Below are 15,160 nucleotides of genomic sequence, written 5' to 3'. Positions count from 1 at the left end.
TGCGCTGTGTTGTGTATCGCAAACGCCGTGCCACTTTGCCGAAAAGCCCTAACGGCCTTTAGACATCAGGCCCGGGGGATTCAGGGCGCCCTTCGAGGCGAACGCATGGGTGGCGGATTTCCGCCTTGCCGGCCAATCCCGTCCTACAATTTGGCGGATATCCGCCTTGTCGCCCCTGCCGGGGGTGGCTACCATCCGCCACTCCAAGGACGAGGCCATCCCATGCGCGAACGTACCATCGCCAGCCACTATGCCCGAGCAGCCCTCGGCGGTGCGCGGCGAGCCGGGTACGATTATTCGGACCTGCTGCTGCAGGTGGGCATCACACCGGAGTTGCTCACCGAACCCCGAGCCCGCATCGCGCCGGAGCAATTTACCCGGCTGCTGCAAATGCTCTGGGTGGGACTGGACGACGAATACCTGGGCTTTGCCGACGGCCCGAGCAAGCGCGGCACTTTCGCCATGATGTGCCACGCGCTGATCCACTGCCGCACGCTGGAGAAGGCCCTGGAACGCGGCCTGCTGTTTTATAGCCTGTTCCCGCAAGGCCCGCGCTGGCAACTGACAAAGGAAGGCGAAATGGCCCGCTTGAGTCTGGACGACTCGCAGTTATGGGACCCGGATCACTTCCTCAGCGAATGCCTGCTGGTGATCTGGCACCGGCTCGGCAGTTGGCTGATCGGCCAGCGCATTCGGCTGCACCAGACCACGTTCAGCTATCCGATGCCGGCTCATGCCGGTGAATATGACCTGTTGTTTCCCTGCCCTCACGCATTCGACGCACCGCACAGCAGCCTGGTGTTTCCCAGCCGGTACCTGAGCCTGCCGCTGTTGCAGGATGAACGAACCCTCAAACACTTCCTGGAGCGCTCCCCCGCCGATTTGTTGTCACGGCCGGATGAAGGCGACAGTTTGAGCAGCCAACTGCGGCGTCTATTGAGCCGCGACCGCACACCCTGGCCAGACCTGGAAGCCGTCGCCCAGCACCTGCATATCAGCCCGCAGACCCTGCGCCGGCACTTGCGCGAAGAAGGCACCAGCTTTCAGGCACTCAAGGACGAATTGCGGCGGGACATCGCCATCTATCACCTGGGCCGTGCGGATCTGTCCTTGCAGGAGATCGCCGAGCAGTTGGGATTTTCCGAACCGTCGGCGTTTCATCGGGCGTTCAAGAAGTGGACGGGGCTGACGCCAGGGGCTTACCGAGCGCAGGAAAACTAGAGCGCAGGAAAGTGAATCTTGAACGCCGCCCCCCCCAACGGTGAGTCGCCCAGGGTCAGGCGCGCGCCGTAGCTTTCGATAATGTCCTTGACCACCGCCAGCCCGATGCCCTGACCCGGATGCTGACGGTCCAGCCGCTCACCCCGTTGCAGAATCCGCGCGCGTTGGTCGGATGGCACACCGGGGCCATCGTCTTCGATGCACAGCTCAGTGCCTTCCAAGCTTTCCACCAGGCTGATACGCACTTTGCTCAGGCACAACCGATAGGCGTTTTCCAGCAGATTACCGAGCAATTCCAACAAGGCGCCCTTCTCGATGGGCACGTCGCACTCTTGCGGCAAGTCAAAGGCCACGGTGACACGCTTGTCGCGGTAAACCTTGTCCAGGGTATCGCACAGGCTTTGCAGCACCGGCGCCAGGCGCACCTGATGGCGCACCAGGCCGCTTTTGCGCAGACTGGCGCGCTGCAACTGATAGCTGATCTGCTGGCTCATGCGCTCGATCTGGGATTGCAGCACCCAGGCCTGCTCGCGATCTTCGGGACGCTGGGCCATGTCTTCGCTCACACCCTGCAGCACCGCCAGCGGGGTTTTCAGGCTGTGGGCCAGGTCGTCGAGGGAGTCGCGGTAACGCGCACGTTGTTCGCGCTCGCTGTGCAGCAAACGGTTGAGGGAGCCCGTCAGGCGCAGCAGTTCGCGGGGATGTTGTTCGGAAAGGCTCTCGCGGGTGCCGCCTTCGATCTGGTCAAGCTCCTGGCTCAAGCGCCGCAGGGCTTGCAGCCCCCAGGTCAGGCCCAGCCACAGCAAGGTCAGCAGCACCAGCAGTGCCGCGCCGAACCCCAGGTAGAGGTTTTCCCGCAGGCCTTCGAGGGTCAACTGGTATTCGCGCACCGGCTGCAGGGCGACGATACTGAACGCCGCACTCTTGCCACCGAGCAGCTTGACCTCGACGTCATACACAAAGAATTCCTGGCCGTTGGCCTCGCGAATCCTTGCAAACTCATTGCCGCGCCCGTCATAGCGCGGCTTGTAGTTGATGTTCTCTTCCTTGGTCGCCCGCGAGCGCCACACCAGGTGGCCTTCACGGTCATAGATATAGCCAAGCAACCGGCTGTCCGTGAGGTTGAAGCGTTCGTCGGGCAGCTGCGCCGGCATCAGCAGGCGGTTGTTTTCGACCCGCGCGGCGGAAATCAGGGTGGTGACGTCCGACGCCAGGCGCTGTTCGATGGAATCCTGCAATGCCAGGCTGAACGCCCCCTGCATGGCGGGCAACAAGCCCAGCATGAACAACACAGCCAGGGTGGCGGCCGCCAGCATCAAGCGCACGCGCAGGGAGCGAATCAACGGCAGCGCTCATTGAACAGGTAGCCCAGGCCACGCACGGTGTCGATCGGCTTGAACCCTGCCGGGCCTTCCAGCTTGCGGCGCAGGCGGCCGACCAGCACTTCGATGACGTTCGGATCGCGCTCGTCGTCATCGGGGTAAAGCTGTTCCATCAAGCGATCCTTGGCCACCACTTGCTGGTGATGGCGCATCAGGTATTCGAGGATGCGGTATTCGTAGGCGGTCAGTGCCAGGGGCTGTTCGTCGAGGGACGCCTGCTTGCGATTGAGGTCCAGCAGCAGGGGCCCGGCAACGATGGTCGACTGGGTAAAGCCGCTGGAGCGGCGCAGCAGGGCGTTCATCCGCGCTTCCAGCTCTTCGAACTGAAATGGCTTGACCACATAGTCGTCGGCGCCGGCCGCCAGGCCTTCGACCTTATCCTGCCAATTGCCACGGGCGGTGAGGATCAGGATCGGGAAGGTCTTGGCCTGGGTGCGCAGTTGGCGGATCAGGTCCAGGCCGCCCATGCCGGGCAGGCCCAGGTCGATGATCGCCAGGTCATGGTTGAATTGGCCGGTCTGGTACAGGGCCTCTTCGGCATTGGCCACGGCCTCGACCACATGCCCGCTGTCGGTCAGGCGGGTAAACAGGTGATGACGCAACAGCGCCTCATCTTCCACCACCAGCAATTTCATAAGGCTCTCCAAAGCAAATCAACTGTCCGACAGAGGGATATCATAGCGGCCCTGCAAATCTTGCTGGCGCATTTTAATGCCATTGAACTGACCGGTCAGGTGTTCATAGCCGACGCGATAGCCTGACTGCGAGGCAGTGAGGCCCAGTGACTGGCCCCAGGGCGCGGGCTGACTGCCAGAGTCTTCGAAGCTGACGCGCTGGATCAGCGTGCTGGACTTCTTGGGTTTCTCGCGACCGAATGCGGCAAAGGCACCATCGGTGGCCTGGGCCCCGGCGGTGGCACTGAGCATGGTCAACGCCAACATCAGCTTTTTGATCGCAGTCATGGTGTTACCTCATACGCGTTTGGCTGTATGCCCTTGTGTTGGAGCCCAGAGTACGCAGACGCCCCTGAACCCCCCCTGAACAGGCTCTGAACCTCACCTGAACCGCAGCGGGCTATCCTCCAGCCGATCAACTCGGCAAAATACCGCCCATGACGCCCTTACCCGCTTGCTGCACCCCACTCGACGCCCGTTGGCCGCTGCCCGCTCCCCTGCCGGGCACGGTGTTTCTCAGCACCCGTTTTGATCCCACCTTGCTGGCCGCCGGTGATTTCCAGCGCAGCGCCGTACCGCCACCGCCGAGCATCCAGCGCTCGGTGGCCAAGCGCCAGGCCGAATTCCTCGCCGGCCGGCTGTGCGCTCGCGCCGCCGTGCACCGACTTGACGGCCTGGACTGCATCCCGGCGATCGGAGAGGACCGCGCGCCGGTCTGGCCCGCGCATATCAGTGGTTCCATCACCCACAGCACCGGGCGTGCCGCGGCGATTGTCGGGCACAAGGCGCAATGGCGTGGGCTGGGGATGGACCTGGAGAACCTATTGTCCCTGGAGCGGGCGGAGCGTCTGGCCGGGGAGATTCTGACCGCCGATGAATTGCAGCGCATGGGCACCGTTGAGCGAGAGCAGATCGCCCTGCTGGTGACGCTGACGTTTTCGGTCAAGGAGAGTTTGTTCAAGGCGCTCTATCCGATCGTGGGCAAGCGCTTCTACTTTGAGCATGCCGAGGTGCTGGAGTGGTCCGACGCAGGATCTGTAAGGCTGCGCTTACTGACGGACTTGTCCAACGAGTGGCGCCATGGCACGGAACTGGCGGCGCAGTTTGCGGTGGTTGATGGGCAGTTGCTGAGCCTGGTTGCCATCGGCGCTGAATAGATCGCTATCGGGAGCAATGTCAGGTTTTTTCCTGATCTCTGGGCCAACTCAGGCTGAAACACGCCCCACCCAGGTTGTTGCTCTTGCCGATCAACGCCCGCCCGCCATGCCAATAAATGATGCGCCGCACGATCGACAAGCCCAGGCCATGGCCACCCGAGGCGCGCGTGCGGCTGTCGTCCAACCGAAGGAAAGGCGTGAAGATGCGCTCCCATGCGCTTTCCGGCACGCCAGGACCGTCATCCTCCACGTCGATGCGGCAGCGCACCTGCCCCACCTGATAACTGATCAACACCTGGCTTTGGGCGTGGCGCATGGCATTGCTCACCAGGTTTTGCAGGGCGCGGTGCAAGTAGCGCGGTTCGGCATCGACCCAGGCGTCATCCCAATGCGCCGAGGACAGGCAAATCCCCCTGGCTACGTTGACCTGAGGACGCAGTGGCGACAATTCGCCGATCACTTGGTCTAGCAACGCACTGAGGTCGACCCGCTGAAAAATCAGCTCCGGCGAACCTTGTTCCAGACGTGCATAGGTGAGCATTTCATCCACCAGGCCATCCAGGTCCTGGATATCACTGTCCATGCCTTCGAGGTATTTACGTCGAGCCTCGGGCGTGGCGGCATCGCCCAGCATTTCCAGGCCGAAGCGCAGGCGTGCCACTGGCGTGCGCAATTCGTGGGACACCGCACGCACCAGTTCGCGCTGGATCGCCAGCAGTTGCTGCAAGTGCTCGGCCATGCCGTTGAACGCCGCCGCCAGGCGCCCCACCGAGTCAGCGCCACGGGCCGGGACGCGGACTTCCAGACTACCTTTGGCGATGCGTGTGGCGGCGGCTTCCAGACCTCTGAGGCGGCGCTCGAGCTGACGCACCAATAGATAGACTATCAGGCCGATCAGGGTCAGGCCGATCAAGGCGATCAGGATCAACCATTGCGCCGGGTAAGGGTTCATCTGAAACAACGGGCCGATTTCCAGCACCCACGGCGTGCCGACCATGCCGGCGAACACGCGGATCGAATCACCGCCCTTGCCCAGCGCCATCACCGTGTCGCCCTCGGACACGCGACGGCGTTGATCGTCGTCCATATCCGCCTGATCAAGGGTCATCAGGTGCATCTCGAAGCCAAAACCCTTCGCTTCTTTTATATCCGCCAGGCGTTGGGGCTGCTCGGCCACCGGGAAACGCACGAGCTCATCGGCCAGCAAGTAGATGGTTGCACGAGCCAGTTGCTCGCTGATCTGCTGGACTTCGCCGCTCAACACTAGCTGTTCCTGCTCGCTGACCAGACGCAGCACCCGCGCGGCATGGGGGCCGGTCTGTTCTACCAGGACTTGGCCACGCTGCAGGCGGCTGCGCTGGCTGAGGTCCAGTTGGGCATCGGCAAGGGGGCGCAATTCCAGCGGGATGCCGAGCAGACGCTCCCACACCGCCAGGGCACGCTGGCGCTCGATAGGGCTCATGGGCTGCAGGTTGTCGCCCATCAAGGCAAACGTGCCGTGGGCCAGGCGTTCGCGGTACTGGCCACTGCGCACCTCATTAAGCAGGTGCAGCGCCAGCACGCCGAGCAGCGCCACCAGGATCAGCGCGGCGCACATGCCTCCATAGATACGCAGGAAAATCGAGTTCACAGCGGCATGTCGGCGGCGGCTTCAGGGACGAACAGGTAGCCTTTGCTGCGAATGGTCTTTATAAGGCGCGGATGGATCGGATCGTCGCCGATCTTCGGGCGAATACGCGAGATGCGCACGTCAATCGAGCGGTCCTGCCCGTCGTAACCGATGCCGCGTAGGGCGATGAAGATTTCTTCGCGGGACAGGATGCGCCCGGCATTCGCCACCAGCAGCCAGAGCAGATCGAATTCGGCGCTGGTCAGTTCGATCTCCCCTTCGTGCAACCAGGCTTCGCGCAAGGCGTTGTCCACCACCAACGGGCCGAATTGCAGGCGGCGCTGATTTTCCACCGCAACGGGTTCCGCCGGTTCGCTGCGCCGCAGCAGGGCCTGGATGCGTGCCAGCAACAGACGCGGGCGCACGGGCTTGCACACGTAGTCGTCGGCGCCCATGTCCAGACCCAGCACCTGGTCCATGTCATCGGTCCGGGCGGTGAGCATCAGGATCACGCCGTCGTAGCGCTCGCGCACCTTGCGGCAAATGCTCAGGCCATCTTCGCCGGGCAGCATCAGGTCGAGGATCACCAAGTCCGGTTGCTCGGCGATGACCCGCGCCGCCGCCAGGGCTCCGTCGCTTTCTACCGACACGCGCAGGCCGTTGCTCTCCAGATAGTCACGGGTCAATTCGGCCAGTCGCTGGTCGTCCTCGACGATCAGTATTTGCCAGGCTTCCTGCTCCACGGGTGATCCTCATTGTTATAAGTTCTTCTGACCGTCGTGATCGAGTGTGGGAACAAGCCCCACATTTGACCGTCACCCGGCATACCCTCTTTGTCATGTTTTGAGGGCATAACGGAAGTCGATTGTAGCCACGCCTCAACCCACCAACACAAGCCAGGAAATCCATTCGGTAATCGCGTTTTTTTGTGATAGGGTTCGCGCCCTCAAAAATCCAATCGGCTGTTTTCATATTGGAATATTCAGTGACAAACGGCTGAATCCAGCAGCACTGCGGCCTACACGGGCGTTCCACGTTTCATACACATTTTACTCACAACGTTATCCACAGGCGGTGCGTTGCTAAGCCCTCCAAAACGCATTATCTTGTAGCTCGGCGCTAAAAAAACCCTACATGTAGGGTTTTCGGCAAAAAGACCAAACACAAATCAGACGAGAAACTCAAGCCCTTTCTTGCTCCTGTTTGGCCTGACCCAAGCATTTTTTCAAAGCCCAAACCGTGCACGCGGATGGCAACCGTTTTCAAGCTCCAACAGCGGAATACGGTACGGGTGTTGCAGTGCTTGAACCTGGCAACTGTCACCCACCAGGAATACGGCGAAGGGCTTTTGAGCTCCGAACCGAAGACTTCGGCATGGAAGCGACGCGAATAGCTCTCTTCCTCCTGTCCCGAAGTTGTTATGCCAGGCCCAGGCCTGCTGTAAGTGCTTCAGGACGGAACGGTGGGCACCGTGATGGTGCCCAAATAAATATAGAATGTGGAGACAACACCCCATGCAAACCGACACAACTCGCGAGAACCCGCAGGGCTCCGTGCCGCAGGCCGCTGATTCGAATATGGATCTGTCCGCCACTGCACCTGGCCAACTGCGCGTGATCAAGCGTAACGGCACTGTCGTTCCTTACACCGATGACAAAATCACCGTCGCCATCACCAAAGCGTTTCTTGCAGTTGAAGGCGGCACCGCTGCCGCGTCGTCGCGCATCCACGACACCGTTGCTCGCCTGACCGAACAAGTCACCGCGACCTTCAAGCGTCGCATGCCTTCGGGCGGCACCATCCACATCGAAGAAATCCAGGACCAGGTCGAACTGGCCCTGATGCGTGCCGGCGAACAGAAAGTCGCCCGCGACTACGTGATCTACCGTGATTCGCGCGCCAAGGAACGTGCCGTACGCTCCCCGGAAGAAGCTGCCGTACAAGCGCACCCCTCGATCCGCATCACCCTGGCCGATGGCACCTTTGCCCCGCTGGACCTGGGCCGCCTGAACACCATCATCACCGAGGCCTGCGAAGGCCTGGAAGAAGTCGACGGCGACCTGATCCAGCGCGAAACCCTGAAGAACTTGTACGACGGCGTGGCCCTGACCGACGTCAACACCGCCCTGGTGATGACCGCCCGTACCCTGGTTGAACGTGAGCCGAACTACTCGTTCGTGACCGCACGCCTGCTGATGGACACCCTGCGTGCCGAAGGCCTGGGCTTCCTCGGCGTGGCCGACAGCGCCACCCACCACGAGATGGCCGACCTGTACGCCAAGGCCCTGCCGGCCTACATCGCCAAGGGTATCGAATACGAATTGCTGAACCCGGTCCTGGCCACCTTCGACCTGGAAAAACTCGGCAAGGCGATCAACCACGAGCGCGACCAGCAGTTCACCTACCTGGGCCTGCAAACCCTGTACGACCGTTACTTCATCCACAAGGACGGTATCCGCTTCGAACTGCCGCAAGTGTTCTTCATGCGCGTGGCCATGGGCCTGGCGATTGAAGAGAAGCACAAAGAAGACCGCGCCATCGAGTTCTACAACCTGCTGTCGTCCTTCGACTACATGTCGTCGACCCCGACCCTGTTCAACGCCGGTACCCTGCGTCCACAGCTGTCGAGCTGCTACCTGACCACCGTGCCGGACGACCTGTCGGGTATCTACCACGCGATCCACGACAACGCCATGTTGTCCAAATTCGCCGGCGGCCTGGGTAACGACTGGACTCCGGTGCGCGCACTGGGTTCGTACATCAAGGGCACCAACGGCAAGTCCCAGGGCGTCGTACCGTTCCTGAAAGTCGTCAACGACACCGCTGTAGCGGTCAACCAGGGTGGCAAGCGCAAAGGCGCTGTCTGTGCCTACCTGGAAACCTGGCACATGGACATTGAAGAGTTCATCGAGCTGCGCAAGAACACCGGCGATGACCGTCGTCGTACCCACGACATGAACACCGCCAACTGGATTCCTGACCTGTTCATGAAGCGTGTCTTCGACGACGGCAAGTGGACCCTGTTCTCGCCATCCGAAGTGCCGGACCTGCACGACCTGACCGGCAAGGCTTTCGAAGAGCGCTACGAGTACTACGAAGCCCTCACCGAATACCCAGGCAAGGTCAAGCTGTTCAAGACCATCCAGGCCAAAGACCTGTGGCGCAAAATGCTGTCCATGCTGTTCGAAACCGGCCACCCATGGCTGACCTTCAAGGACCCGTGCAACCTGCGCAGCCCGCAGCAGCACGTAGGCGTGGTGCACAGCTCGAACCTGTGCACCGAGATCACCTTGAACACCAACAAGGATGAGATCGCCGTTTGCAACCTGGGCTCGATCAACCTGCCGAACCACATCGTCAACGGCAAGCTGGACACGGTAAAGCTTGCACGCACCGTCAACACCGCCGTTCGCATGCTCGATAACGTCATCGACATCAACTACTACTCGGTGCCACAAGCGCAGAACTCCAACTTCAAGCACCGTCCAGTAGGGCTGGGGATCATGGGCTTCCAGGATGCTTTGTACCTGCAGCACATACCTTACGGTTCGGACGCAGCGGTCGAGTTCGCCGACAAATCCATGGAAGCGGTCAGCTACTACGCGATCCAGGCTTCCTGCGACCTGGCCGACGAGCGCGGTGCCTACGAGACGTTCCAGGGTTCCCTGTGGTCCAAAGGCATCCTGCCGCTGGATTCGCAACAGATCCTGATTGCACAACGTGGCCAGAAGTACATCGACGTTGACCTGAACGAATCCCTGGACTGGGCGCCGGTACGTGCCCGTGTGCAGAAAGGTATCCGTAACTCCAACATCATGGCCATCGCGCCGACCGCGACCATCGCCAACATCACTGGCGTATCACAGTCGATCGAACCGACCTACCAGAACCTGTATGTGAAATCGAACCTGTCGGGCGAATTCACCGTGATCAACCCGTACCTGGTTCGCGACCTGAAAGCCCGTGGCCTGTGGGACTCGGTCATGATCAATGACCTGAAGTACTACGACGGTTCCGTGCAGCAGATCGAACGCATCCCGCAAGAACTCAAAGAGCTCTATGCGACTGCCTTCGAAGTGGACACCAAGTGGATCGTTGACGCCGCCAGCCGTCGCCAGAAGTGGATCGACCAGGCGCAGTCGCTGAACCTGTACATCGCAGGTGCTTCGGGCAAGAAGTTGGACGTGACCTACCGCATGGCTTGGTACCGTGGTCTGAAAACCACTTACTACCTCCGTGCCCTGGCCGCGACCAGCACCGAGAAGTCGACCATCAACACCGGCAAGCTCAACGCTGTTTCCAGCGGCAACCACGGTGATGATTCGGTACTCGCCGCACCGGCCGGCCCGGCGCCAGTGCCAAAGGCCTGCGCGATCGACGAACCGGATTGCGAAGCTTGCCAGTAAGCTGAGCACGCCTCGGGTTTAACCGCCCAAGGTTGAAAAGCCCCCGATATGCCTGTGGTATATCGGGGGCTTTCTTTTGCCCGGCAATACCTTCGTGGACGACCTAGAACAATACGGTCGCTATCCCCGACTCAGGCACTCCGCCGCGCCCTCCCCACAACTCGATACGGCCATTGATCACAGCCATCGAATGGCCGTTGTATTCAACTGTCCCCACCTTGCTGTTTCTCAAGTCGGCATCAGTCGCCGGTCGGTAGCGCCCCTTCAGGCCCAGGCGGTCCAAGCCTTCGCGTGCATATTCGCCATCATTGAGGCTACTCATCGCAGCCATGAAACTGCGGCCTGCCCTTCCGTCATTGTTTTCCATCTGCGCCCGCTTGGCGCTCGCGGCGTACATGAAGTTGGCATCCGTCATCATCGCGGGGTCATCTCCCTCGAAACGCGCGTGCTTGGCAGCCTGCTTCAATTCATCTCGGGACAAGGAAAGTTTGAAGCCATCGCGCATGGTTACGTCATAGCCTCTACTGGTCTCCTTCACCTCCTTGAAGACATCCGTAGGCTTCTGGCCGTATTGCATCATCGCGGCTTTGATTGCCGAAACAGTGATGCAGTTTCCATCAGGCCCCTGGAAGAAACCGCTCCAGATATTGTCCGGTTTTTTCCCTGGATTACTGTGATCCGGCGTGTAGTTGAAATACCGGGAGCCTTCGGTAATAGGTTTGTTGCTCATGGACTCACGGGGACCAAAATCCCCTGGATTCACTCTTCCGCCGCCGCCACCACCACCGCCCGCCCCACCCCCGCGCGGCGATGGTGGGGCGGGCGGTGCTACATCGTCGTCATCGGGAAACCACTCTTTGAGCAACCGTTTGAGGAACTCAAGAAACGCTCCATCAGCACTTGCGATCAGCTTGTTGAGCGCCTCCTTGAATGCGTCGTCACCCAAGTTCCGGCGCAACGCATTCAACTTGTCGCGAATGTCCTGAACCGTTTGACTCTTGGAAGATTGCACAGCCTCGAATAGCTCGCCAAGCAACGTCCTCAGTGCAGAAGCCTCTGCAGCAGGTTCGACAGGCGCCGGATCCTTCAGCCCGGCGACCGGTAAAAATGCCACGCGTCCGACACCTGTGGCGTACTCTCCTGAAATACTCATTCCCACCCCTCCGATAGACTGATGAGCCTGGAAGGCTCTTAATCAATCGGTGGTGAGGCGGTTATGGAGTGTTCCTTCCAAAACGATTCAATGCGTAACCGAATGCGTTGCAAATGGACTTTCTGACGCAAAAAAAAGGTTCTTCACGGATTACCGGGAAAGACGCTCTTGATTTTCATGAAAAAGAATTCGCTATCCCGGTAACCGTACGCCATCCGTTTGATGACCTTTATTCGATTATTTATTCCTTCCAACTGACCGGTGTGCATCGGCCAGCGAACCCGGCTGACGATGCCCCGCCAGTAACTCTTTAGCCGTTTGGCGAACTGGATCAGTGCCGGTATTTCGCTTTCATGCGCATGGCGCAGCCATTGCTTCCAGGCCGATCGCCAACCCCAAGCGGTGCTCGGCGTCCAAAGCGTTTTGAGTTCAGTCTTCATCAAATAGACCTTCATCAACGCGTGGTTGGCCGCCAGCAGATCCTCCAAGCGGACCTGTTGCTCCGGTGTTTTCAGGTTCTGCGGGTTGCGCAGGAGCAGCCAACGCGCCTGCTTGATGACCTGTCGGGCCGGCTTGTCATGACGCAGTCGATTGGCTTCGTCGACGCGAACCCGATCAATCACCTCTCGGCCATACTTGGCCACCACATGGAAGAGGTCGTAGACCACTCGCGCGTTGGGACAGTGCTGACGAACCTCCAGGTCAAAAGCAGTGTTCATGTCCATTGCCACCGCTTCGATTCGGGCGCATCCCTCTGGCCCCAGCTCTTCGAAAAACGGCCTGACCGCCGCCCGGCTGCGGCCTTCGCCGACCCACAGCACTCGTCGTGTATTCGCATCCAGCACCACACTGGCGTAACGATGGCCCTTGAACAGGGCGAACTCGTCCATCACCAGACGCCGTGGTTGCGCCTTCGGCAGATCGCTCAATGCCGCTTGCAAGGCACGACGCTCCAGCAACCGAACGGTGTCCCAATGCAGCCCAAACATCTGCGCCACGTGCAGCGTGGGAAGGCGTTCACAGGCTTGAATGACCGCCTCTGCCAGACGCCGCGTCATACGGGCATAGCGATCCAGCCAACTGACGGCCTCCATGCGTTTACCGCAGTCGCGGCAACCAACGCGTCGGAGCAAAACGCTCAGGCGCACCGCACGACCGAGAATGGGCAAATCACGAATGACTCGCTCGCAATACTCATGCGTGGTTGAACAGGGTTTTTGGCACCCGCCACAGGAAGGGAATCGGGTGGCGTGGGGTGTCAGATCGATCTGGAGGGCGTCACCATCAGGCTTGATCGTGACGACAGAAAAGCCCTCCCAAAAAGGAAGGAAAGTATTAATATCGCGCATAAGAACGCCGGTTTGTTAGATGTGTTTGCTCGCACGAACATCATCAATCAAATCGGCGTTCTTGTTTCTGTGTTTCCCGGGATTCCGTGAAGAACCAAAAAAAACCCCTCTCACGAGGGGCTTCTTCTGGAGCGCTACCGCATCAGGTCATCTGAATGATGGTCTGCATGATGGTGCTCTGGGTGGAGATGGTCTTGGCGTTCGCCTGGTAGTTGCTCTGGGCCTTGATCAGGTCCACCAGCTCGTTGGTCAGGTTGACGTTGGAGTTCTCCAGGGAGTTGGCCACGATCGAGCCCAGGGTCCCGGCTTGCGGCGTGTCATAACCCGGCTGACCCGAAGAGAAGGTCTCTCTCCAAGTCGTGCCACCCGATGGCTGCAGGCCCTGTTCGTTATTGAAGCTGGCCAGGGAGATCTGGCCAATGGCCTTGCTCTGCTGGTTGCTGAACGTGGCGAACAGTACACCACTACCGTCGATTTTCAGGCCGGTGATCTGGCCGGTGGCATAACCGTCGGTGGTCGGCGGATTGCGGTAGCTGGCGGAGTTGTATTGGGTGACGTTACCAAGGTTGACGGTAATATCCGGCGCGGTAGCCGAGTTGGGCGTCCACACGCCATCGGTCACCGAACCTGGTATCCAACCGGTGAGCGTCAATGTTGTACCGCTCACATTGGCCCCGGCGACACTCTGTAGCTTACCGGCACCATCAAAGGTGAAGGTTGCCGGTACTGGCGCGGTGGCACCCGTCGTCGTCGGTGCCGAACCATCCAGGTTACGGCCGTCGATCAACGTATAAGAGTTCCATTTGTTCGCGTCTGTTTTCACCATGTACTGCACCATCGAGTGCGAGTTGCCCTGGGCGTCGTATAAGGTGGTGCTGTATTGGGTCGTGAAGGTGCTGGTATCCGTGGGGTCGAATGGCTTGGTGGTCTGGTCGATCACCGGCTCCGATGAATTCAGGTTGCTGGTGGAGTCCACTTTGGTGGAAGCCTTGGGTGGCAGGTACGACAGGTTCAATTGCAGATCGGTTAAACCGCCCTTGACGATATTGCCATCCGCGTCCGCCGCGTAGCCTTGCAGGCGCGAGGTACCGGTGTTGTTGGTGATGTAGCCGTCTTTGTCGGCACGGAATGCACCGCTACGGGTGTACTCCAGCGAACCGTCGCTGGCCTTCTGCACGAAGAAGCCGCCACCCTGGATCGCCATGTCCAGCACGCCGCCACTGTTGTTGACGTCACCCTGAGTGAATTGCTGGGACACGGCCGCCAGGTTCACACCGTTGCCGATGCTGTTCTGGCCGGTGCCCAGCTTGGACGCGGCGTAGATGTCGGCGAATTCCGCGCGGGACGACTTGAAGCCAGTGGTCGCGACGTTGGCGATGTTGTTGCCGGTCACGTCCAGCTGTTTGTTGGCCGCATAGAGGCCGCTAAGGCCGATATTAAAAGACATGTTTCTCTCCCTCTGCCGTATTTAGCCGGCTCTATGTACCGATAGTCTGAATTTGCGAGAGCTTGACGCTGCCCATGCCACCGGCAAGGTTCAGCACCATTTCGCCGCCGGTCTGGCTCAGCGTCACGCTGGTTACCGTTGCCGGCAGCGAAGTCGCCAGGGCCACTGCCTCGCCCGCGTCATTCTTGGTGGTCGCCGTAAAGGTGTAAGTACCTGCCGGAGCGACCTCACCGTCGGCGTTCTTGCCATCCCAGATGAAGTCGGAACTGCCCGCGCTCTGTGCGCCCATATCAAGGGTACGCACCACAACGCCATCTTTGTCGGTGATCTTGACTGAGAGGTTGCCCGTCGCCGCAGTCACCGCGACCGAACCGGTCATGCTCTTGCTTGTGTCCACCCAGGCCTTGTCGGTCTGGGTGATGATCGAACGCCCCACCAGCGACGAAGCCTGCAGCGCCTGCGAGGAGCTGAAGTTGCTGGAGATCGCATTCACCGAATCGTTCAGGGTATTGATGCCTTCCAGGCTACTGAACTGTGCCAGTTGCGCCACGAATTCACCGTTGTCCTGAGGCGACAGCGGGTTCTGGTTTTTCAGTTGTGTCACCAGCAATTGCAGGAACGCGTCCTTGCCCAGCGACTGGTTACCCGTCGCCGCGCTGGTCGCAGCGGCGACGCTGGTGTTGTCTGTCGCAGTCTTGACCTTGGTGTTGAAAAGGTCCTGGACTGCTGAGTTGGTAGACGTATCAACAATGGCCATTATTT

12 protein-coding genes are annotated in these 15,160 nt (G+C 60.1%); 3 read left to right on the top strand and 9 right to left on the bottom strand.

The window, feature by feature from the left end; translation table 11 throughout:
* The first annotated feature begins 222 nt into the window (after positions 1-222).
* Positions 223-1,221 (top strand): AraC family transcriptional regulator, encoded by a 999-nt coding sequence (locus tag ACLH0J_RS11320; protein ID WP_411392048.1) that lies wholly within the window; start codon positions 223-225, stop codon positions 1,219-1,221.
* On the opposite strand, the gene ACLH0J_RS11315 is transcribed toward ACLH0J_RS11320, so the two are convergent.
* Genes ACLH0J_RS11315 through ACLH0J_RS11305 form a run of 3 tightly spaced genes read right to left on the bottom strand, consistent with a single transcriptional unit; the run spans position 1,218 to position 3,565 of the window.
* Positions 1,218-2,564 (bottom strand): ATP-binding protein, encoded by a 1,347-nt coding sequence (locus ACLH0J_RS11315; RefSeq protein WP_411392047.1) that lies wholly within the window; start codon positions 2,562-2,564, stop codon positions 1,218-1,220. The genes ACLH0J_RS11320 and ACLH0J_RS11315 overlap by 4 nt on opposite strands.
* Positions 2,561-3,238: a response regulator gene (locus tag ACLH0J_RS11310; protein WP_010208358.1), complete on the bottom strand. Its 678-nt coding sequence runs from the start codon at positions 3,236-3,238 to the stop codon at positions 2,561-2,563. Before ACLH0J_RS11310 ends, ACLH0J_RS11315 begins: the two co-directional genes overlap by 4 nt.
* 18 nt (positions 3,239-3,256) lie before the next feature.
* A complete protein-coding gene (locus ACLH0J_RS11305; protein WP_411392046.1) occupies positions 3,257-3,565 on the bottom strand; it encodes a hypothetical protein in 309 nt (102 codons plus the stop codon).
* A 149-nt stretch (positions 3,566-3,714) separates the two neighbouring features.
* Here ACLH0J_RS11305 and ACLH0J_RS11300 point away from each other — a divergent pair, with 149 nt between their 5' ends.
* Positions 3,715-4,434: a 4'-phosphopantetheinyl transferase family protein gene (locus ACLH0J_RS11300; protein ID WP_411392045.1), complete on the top strand. Its 720-nt coding sequence runs from the start codon at positions 3,715-3,717 to the stop codon at positions 4,432-4,434.
* A gap of 19 nt (positions 4,435-4,453) precedes the next feature.
* Here ACLH0J_RS11300 and ACLH0J_RS11295 read toward each other — a convergent pair whose 3' ends face one another.
* Positions 4,454-6,064 (bottom strand): ATP-binding protein, encoded by a 1,611-nt coding sequence (locus ACLH0J_RS11295; protein ID WP_411392044.1) that lies wholly within the window; start codon positions 6,062-6,064, stop codon positions 4,454-4,456.
* Positions 6,061-6,786, bottom strand: a complete 726-nt coding sequence (locus ACLH0J_RS11290; RefSeq protein WP_411392043.1) for a response regulator — start codon at positions 6,784-6,786, stop codon at positions 6,061-6,063. Before ACLH0J_RS11290 ends, ACLH0J_RS11295 begins: the two co-directional genes overlap by 4 nt.
* A 771-nt stretch (positions 6,787-7,557) precedes the next feature.
* On the opposite strand from ACLH0J_RS11290, the gene ACLH0J_RS11285 reads away from it, so the two are divergent.
* The gene (locus tag ACLH0J_RS11285) at positions 7,558-10,449 is read left to right on the top strand and encodes a ribonucleoside-diphosphate reductase subunit alpha (protein ID WP_411392042.1); all 2,892 of its coding nucleotides are present in this window, start codon (positions 7,558-7,560) and stop codon (positions 10,447-10,449) included.
* 103 nt (positions 10,450-10,552) lie between these two features.
* Here the strand turns inward: ACLH0J_RS11285 and ACLH0J_RS11280 are convergent, their stop codons facing one another.
* From ACLH0J_RS11280 to flgD, 4 genes are all read right to left on the bottom strand, one after another.
* Entirely contained in the window at positions 10,553-11,602 is a 1,050-nt protein-coding gene (locus ACLH0J_RS11280) for a hypothetical protein (RefSeq protein WP_411392041.1), read from the bottom strand.
* A 143-nt stretch (positions 11,603-11,745) separates the two neighbouring features.
* Complete coding sequence (locus tag ACLH0J_RS11275; RefSeq protein WP_411392040.1) at positions 11,746-12,951, bottom strand: ISL3 family transposase; 1,206 nt, start codon at positions 12,949-12,951, stop codon at positions 11,746-11,748.
* Between the two features lie 142 nt (positions 12,952-13,093).
* Positions 13,094-14,398 carry a flagellar hook protein FlgE gene (gene flgE, locus ACLH0J_RS11270; RefSeq protein WP_411392039.1) on the bottom strand — a complete coding sequence of 435 codons (1,305 nt, stop codon included), beginning with the start codon at positions 14,396-14,398 and terminating at the stop codon, positions 13,094-13,096.
* Between the two features lie 31 nt (positions 14,399-14,429).
* Positions 14,430-15,155: a flagellar hook assembly protein FlgD gene (gene flgD / locus ACLH0J_RS11265; RefSeq protein WP_411392038.1), complete on the bottom strand. Its 726-nt coding sequence runs from the start codon at positions 15,153-15,155 to the stop codon at positions 14,430-14,432.
* Between the last annotated feature and the right edge of the window lie 5 nt (positions 15,156-15,160).

It is taken from the genome of Pseudomonas sp. MPB23 (assembly GCF_046605395.1).
Lineage (GTDB): Bacteria > Pseudomonadota > Gammaproteobacteria > Pseudomonadales > Pseudomonadaceae > Aquipseudomonas.
The sequence above is the reverse complement of the archived record's forward strand: the minus strand, read 5'-3'. Positions and strand labels throughout refer to the sequence as shown.

Coding starts and splice junctions, on each gene's coding strand:
- ACLH0J_RS11320 (WP_411392048.1), top strand. CDS start 223: ATGCGCGAACGTACCATCGCCAGCCACTATGCCCGAGCAGCCCTCGGC.
- ACLH0J_RS11310 (WP_010208358.1), bottom strand. CDS start 3,238: ATGAAATTGCTGGTGGTGGAAGATGAGGCGCTGTTGCGTCATCACCTG.
- ACLH0J_RS11305 (WP_411392046.1), bottom strand. CDS start 3,565: ATGACTGCGATCAAAAAGCTGATGTTGGCGTTGACCATGCTCAGTGCC.
- ACLH0J_RS11300 (WP_411392045.1), top strand. CDS start 3,715: ATGACGCCCTTACCCGCTTGCTGCACCCCACTCGACGCCCGTTGGCCG.
- ACLH0J_RS11285 (WP_411392042.1), top strand. CDS start 7,558: ATGCAAACCGACACAACTCGCGAGAACCCGCAGGGCTCCGTGCCGCAG.
- ACLH0J_RS11280 (WP_411392041.1), bottom strand. CDS start 11,602: ATGAGTATTTCAGGAGAGTACGCCACAGGTGTCGGACGCGTGGCATTT.
- ACLH0J_RS11275 (WP_411392040.1), bottom strand. CDS start 12,951: ATGCGCGATATTAATACTTTCCTTCCTTTTTGGGAGGGCTTTTCTGTC.
- flgE (WP_411392039.1), bottom strand. CDS start 14,398: ATGTCTTTTAATATCGGCCTTAGCGGCCTCTATGCGGCCAACAAACAG.
- flgD (WP_411392038.1), bottom strand. CDS start 15,155: ATGGCCATTGTTGATACGTCTACCAACTCAGCAGTCCAGGACCTTTTC.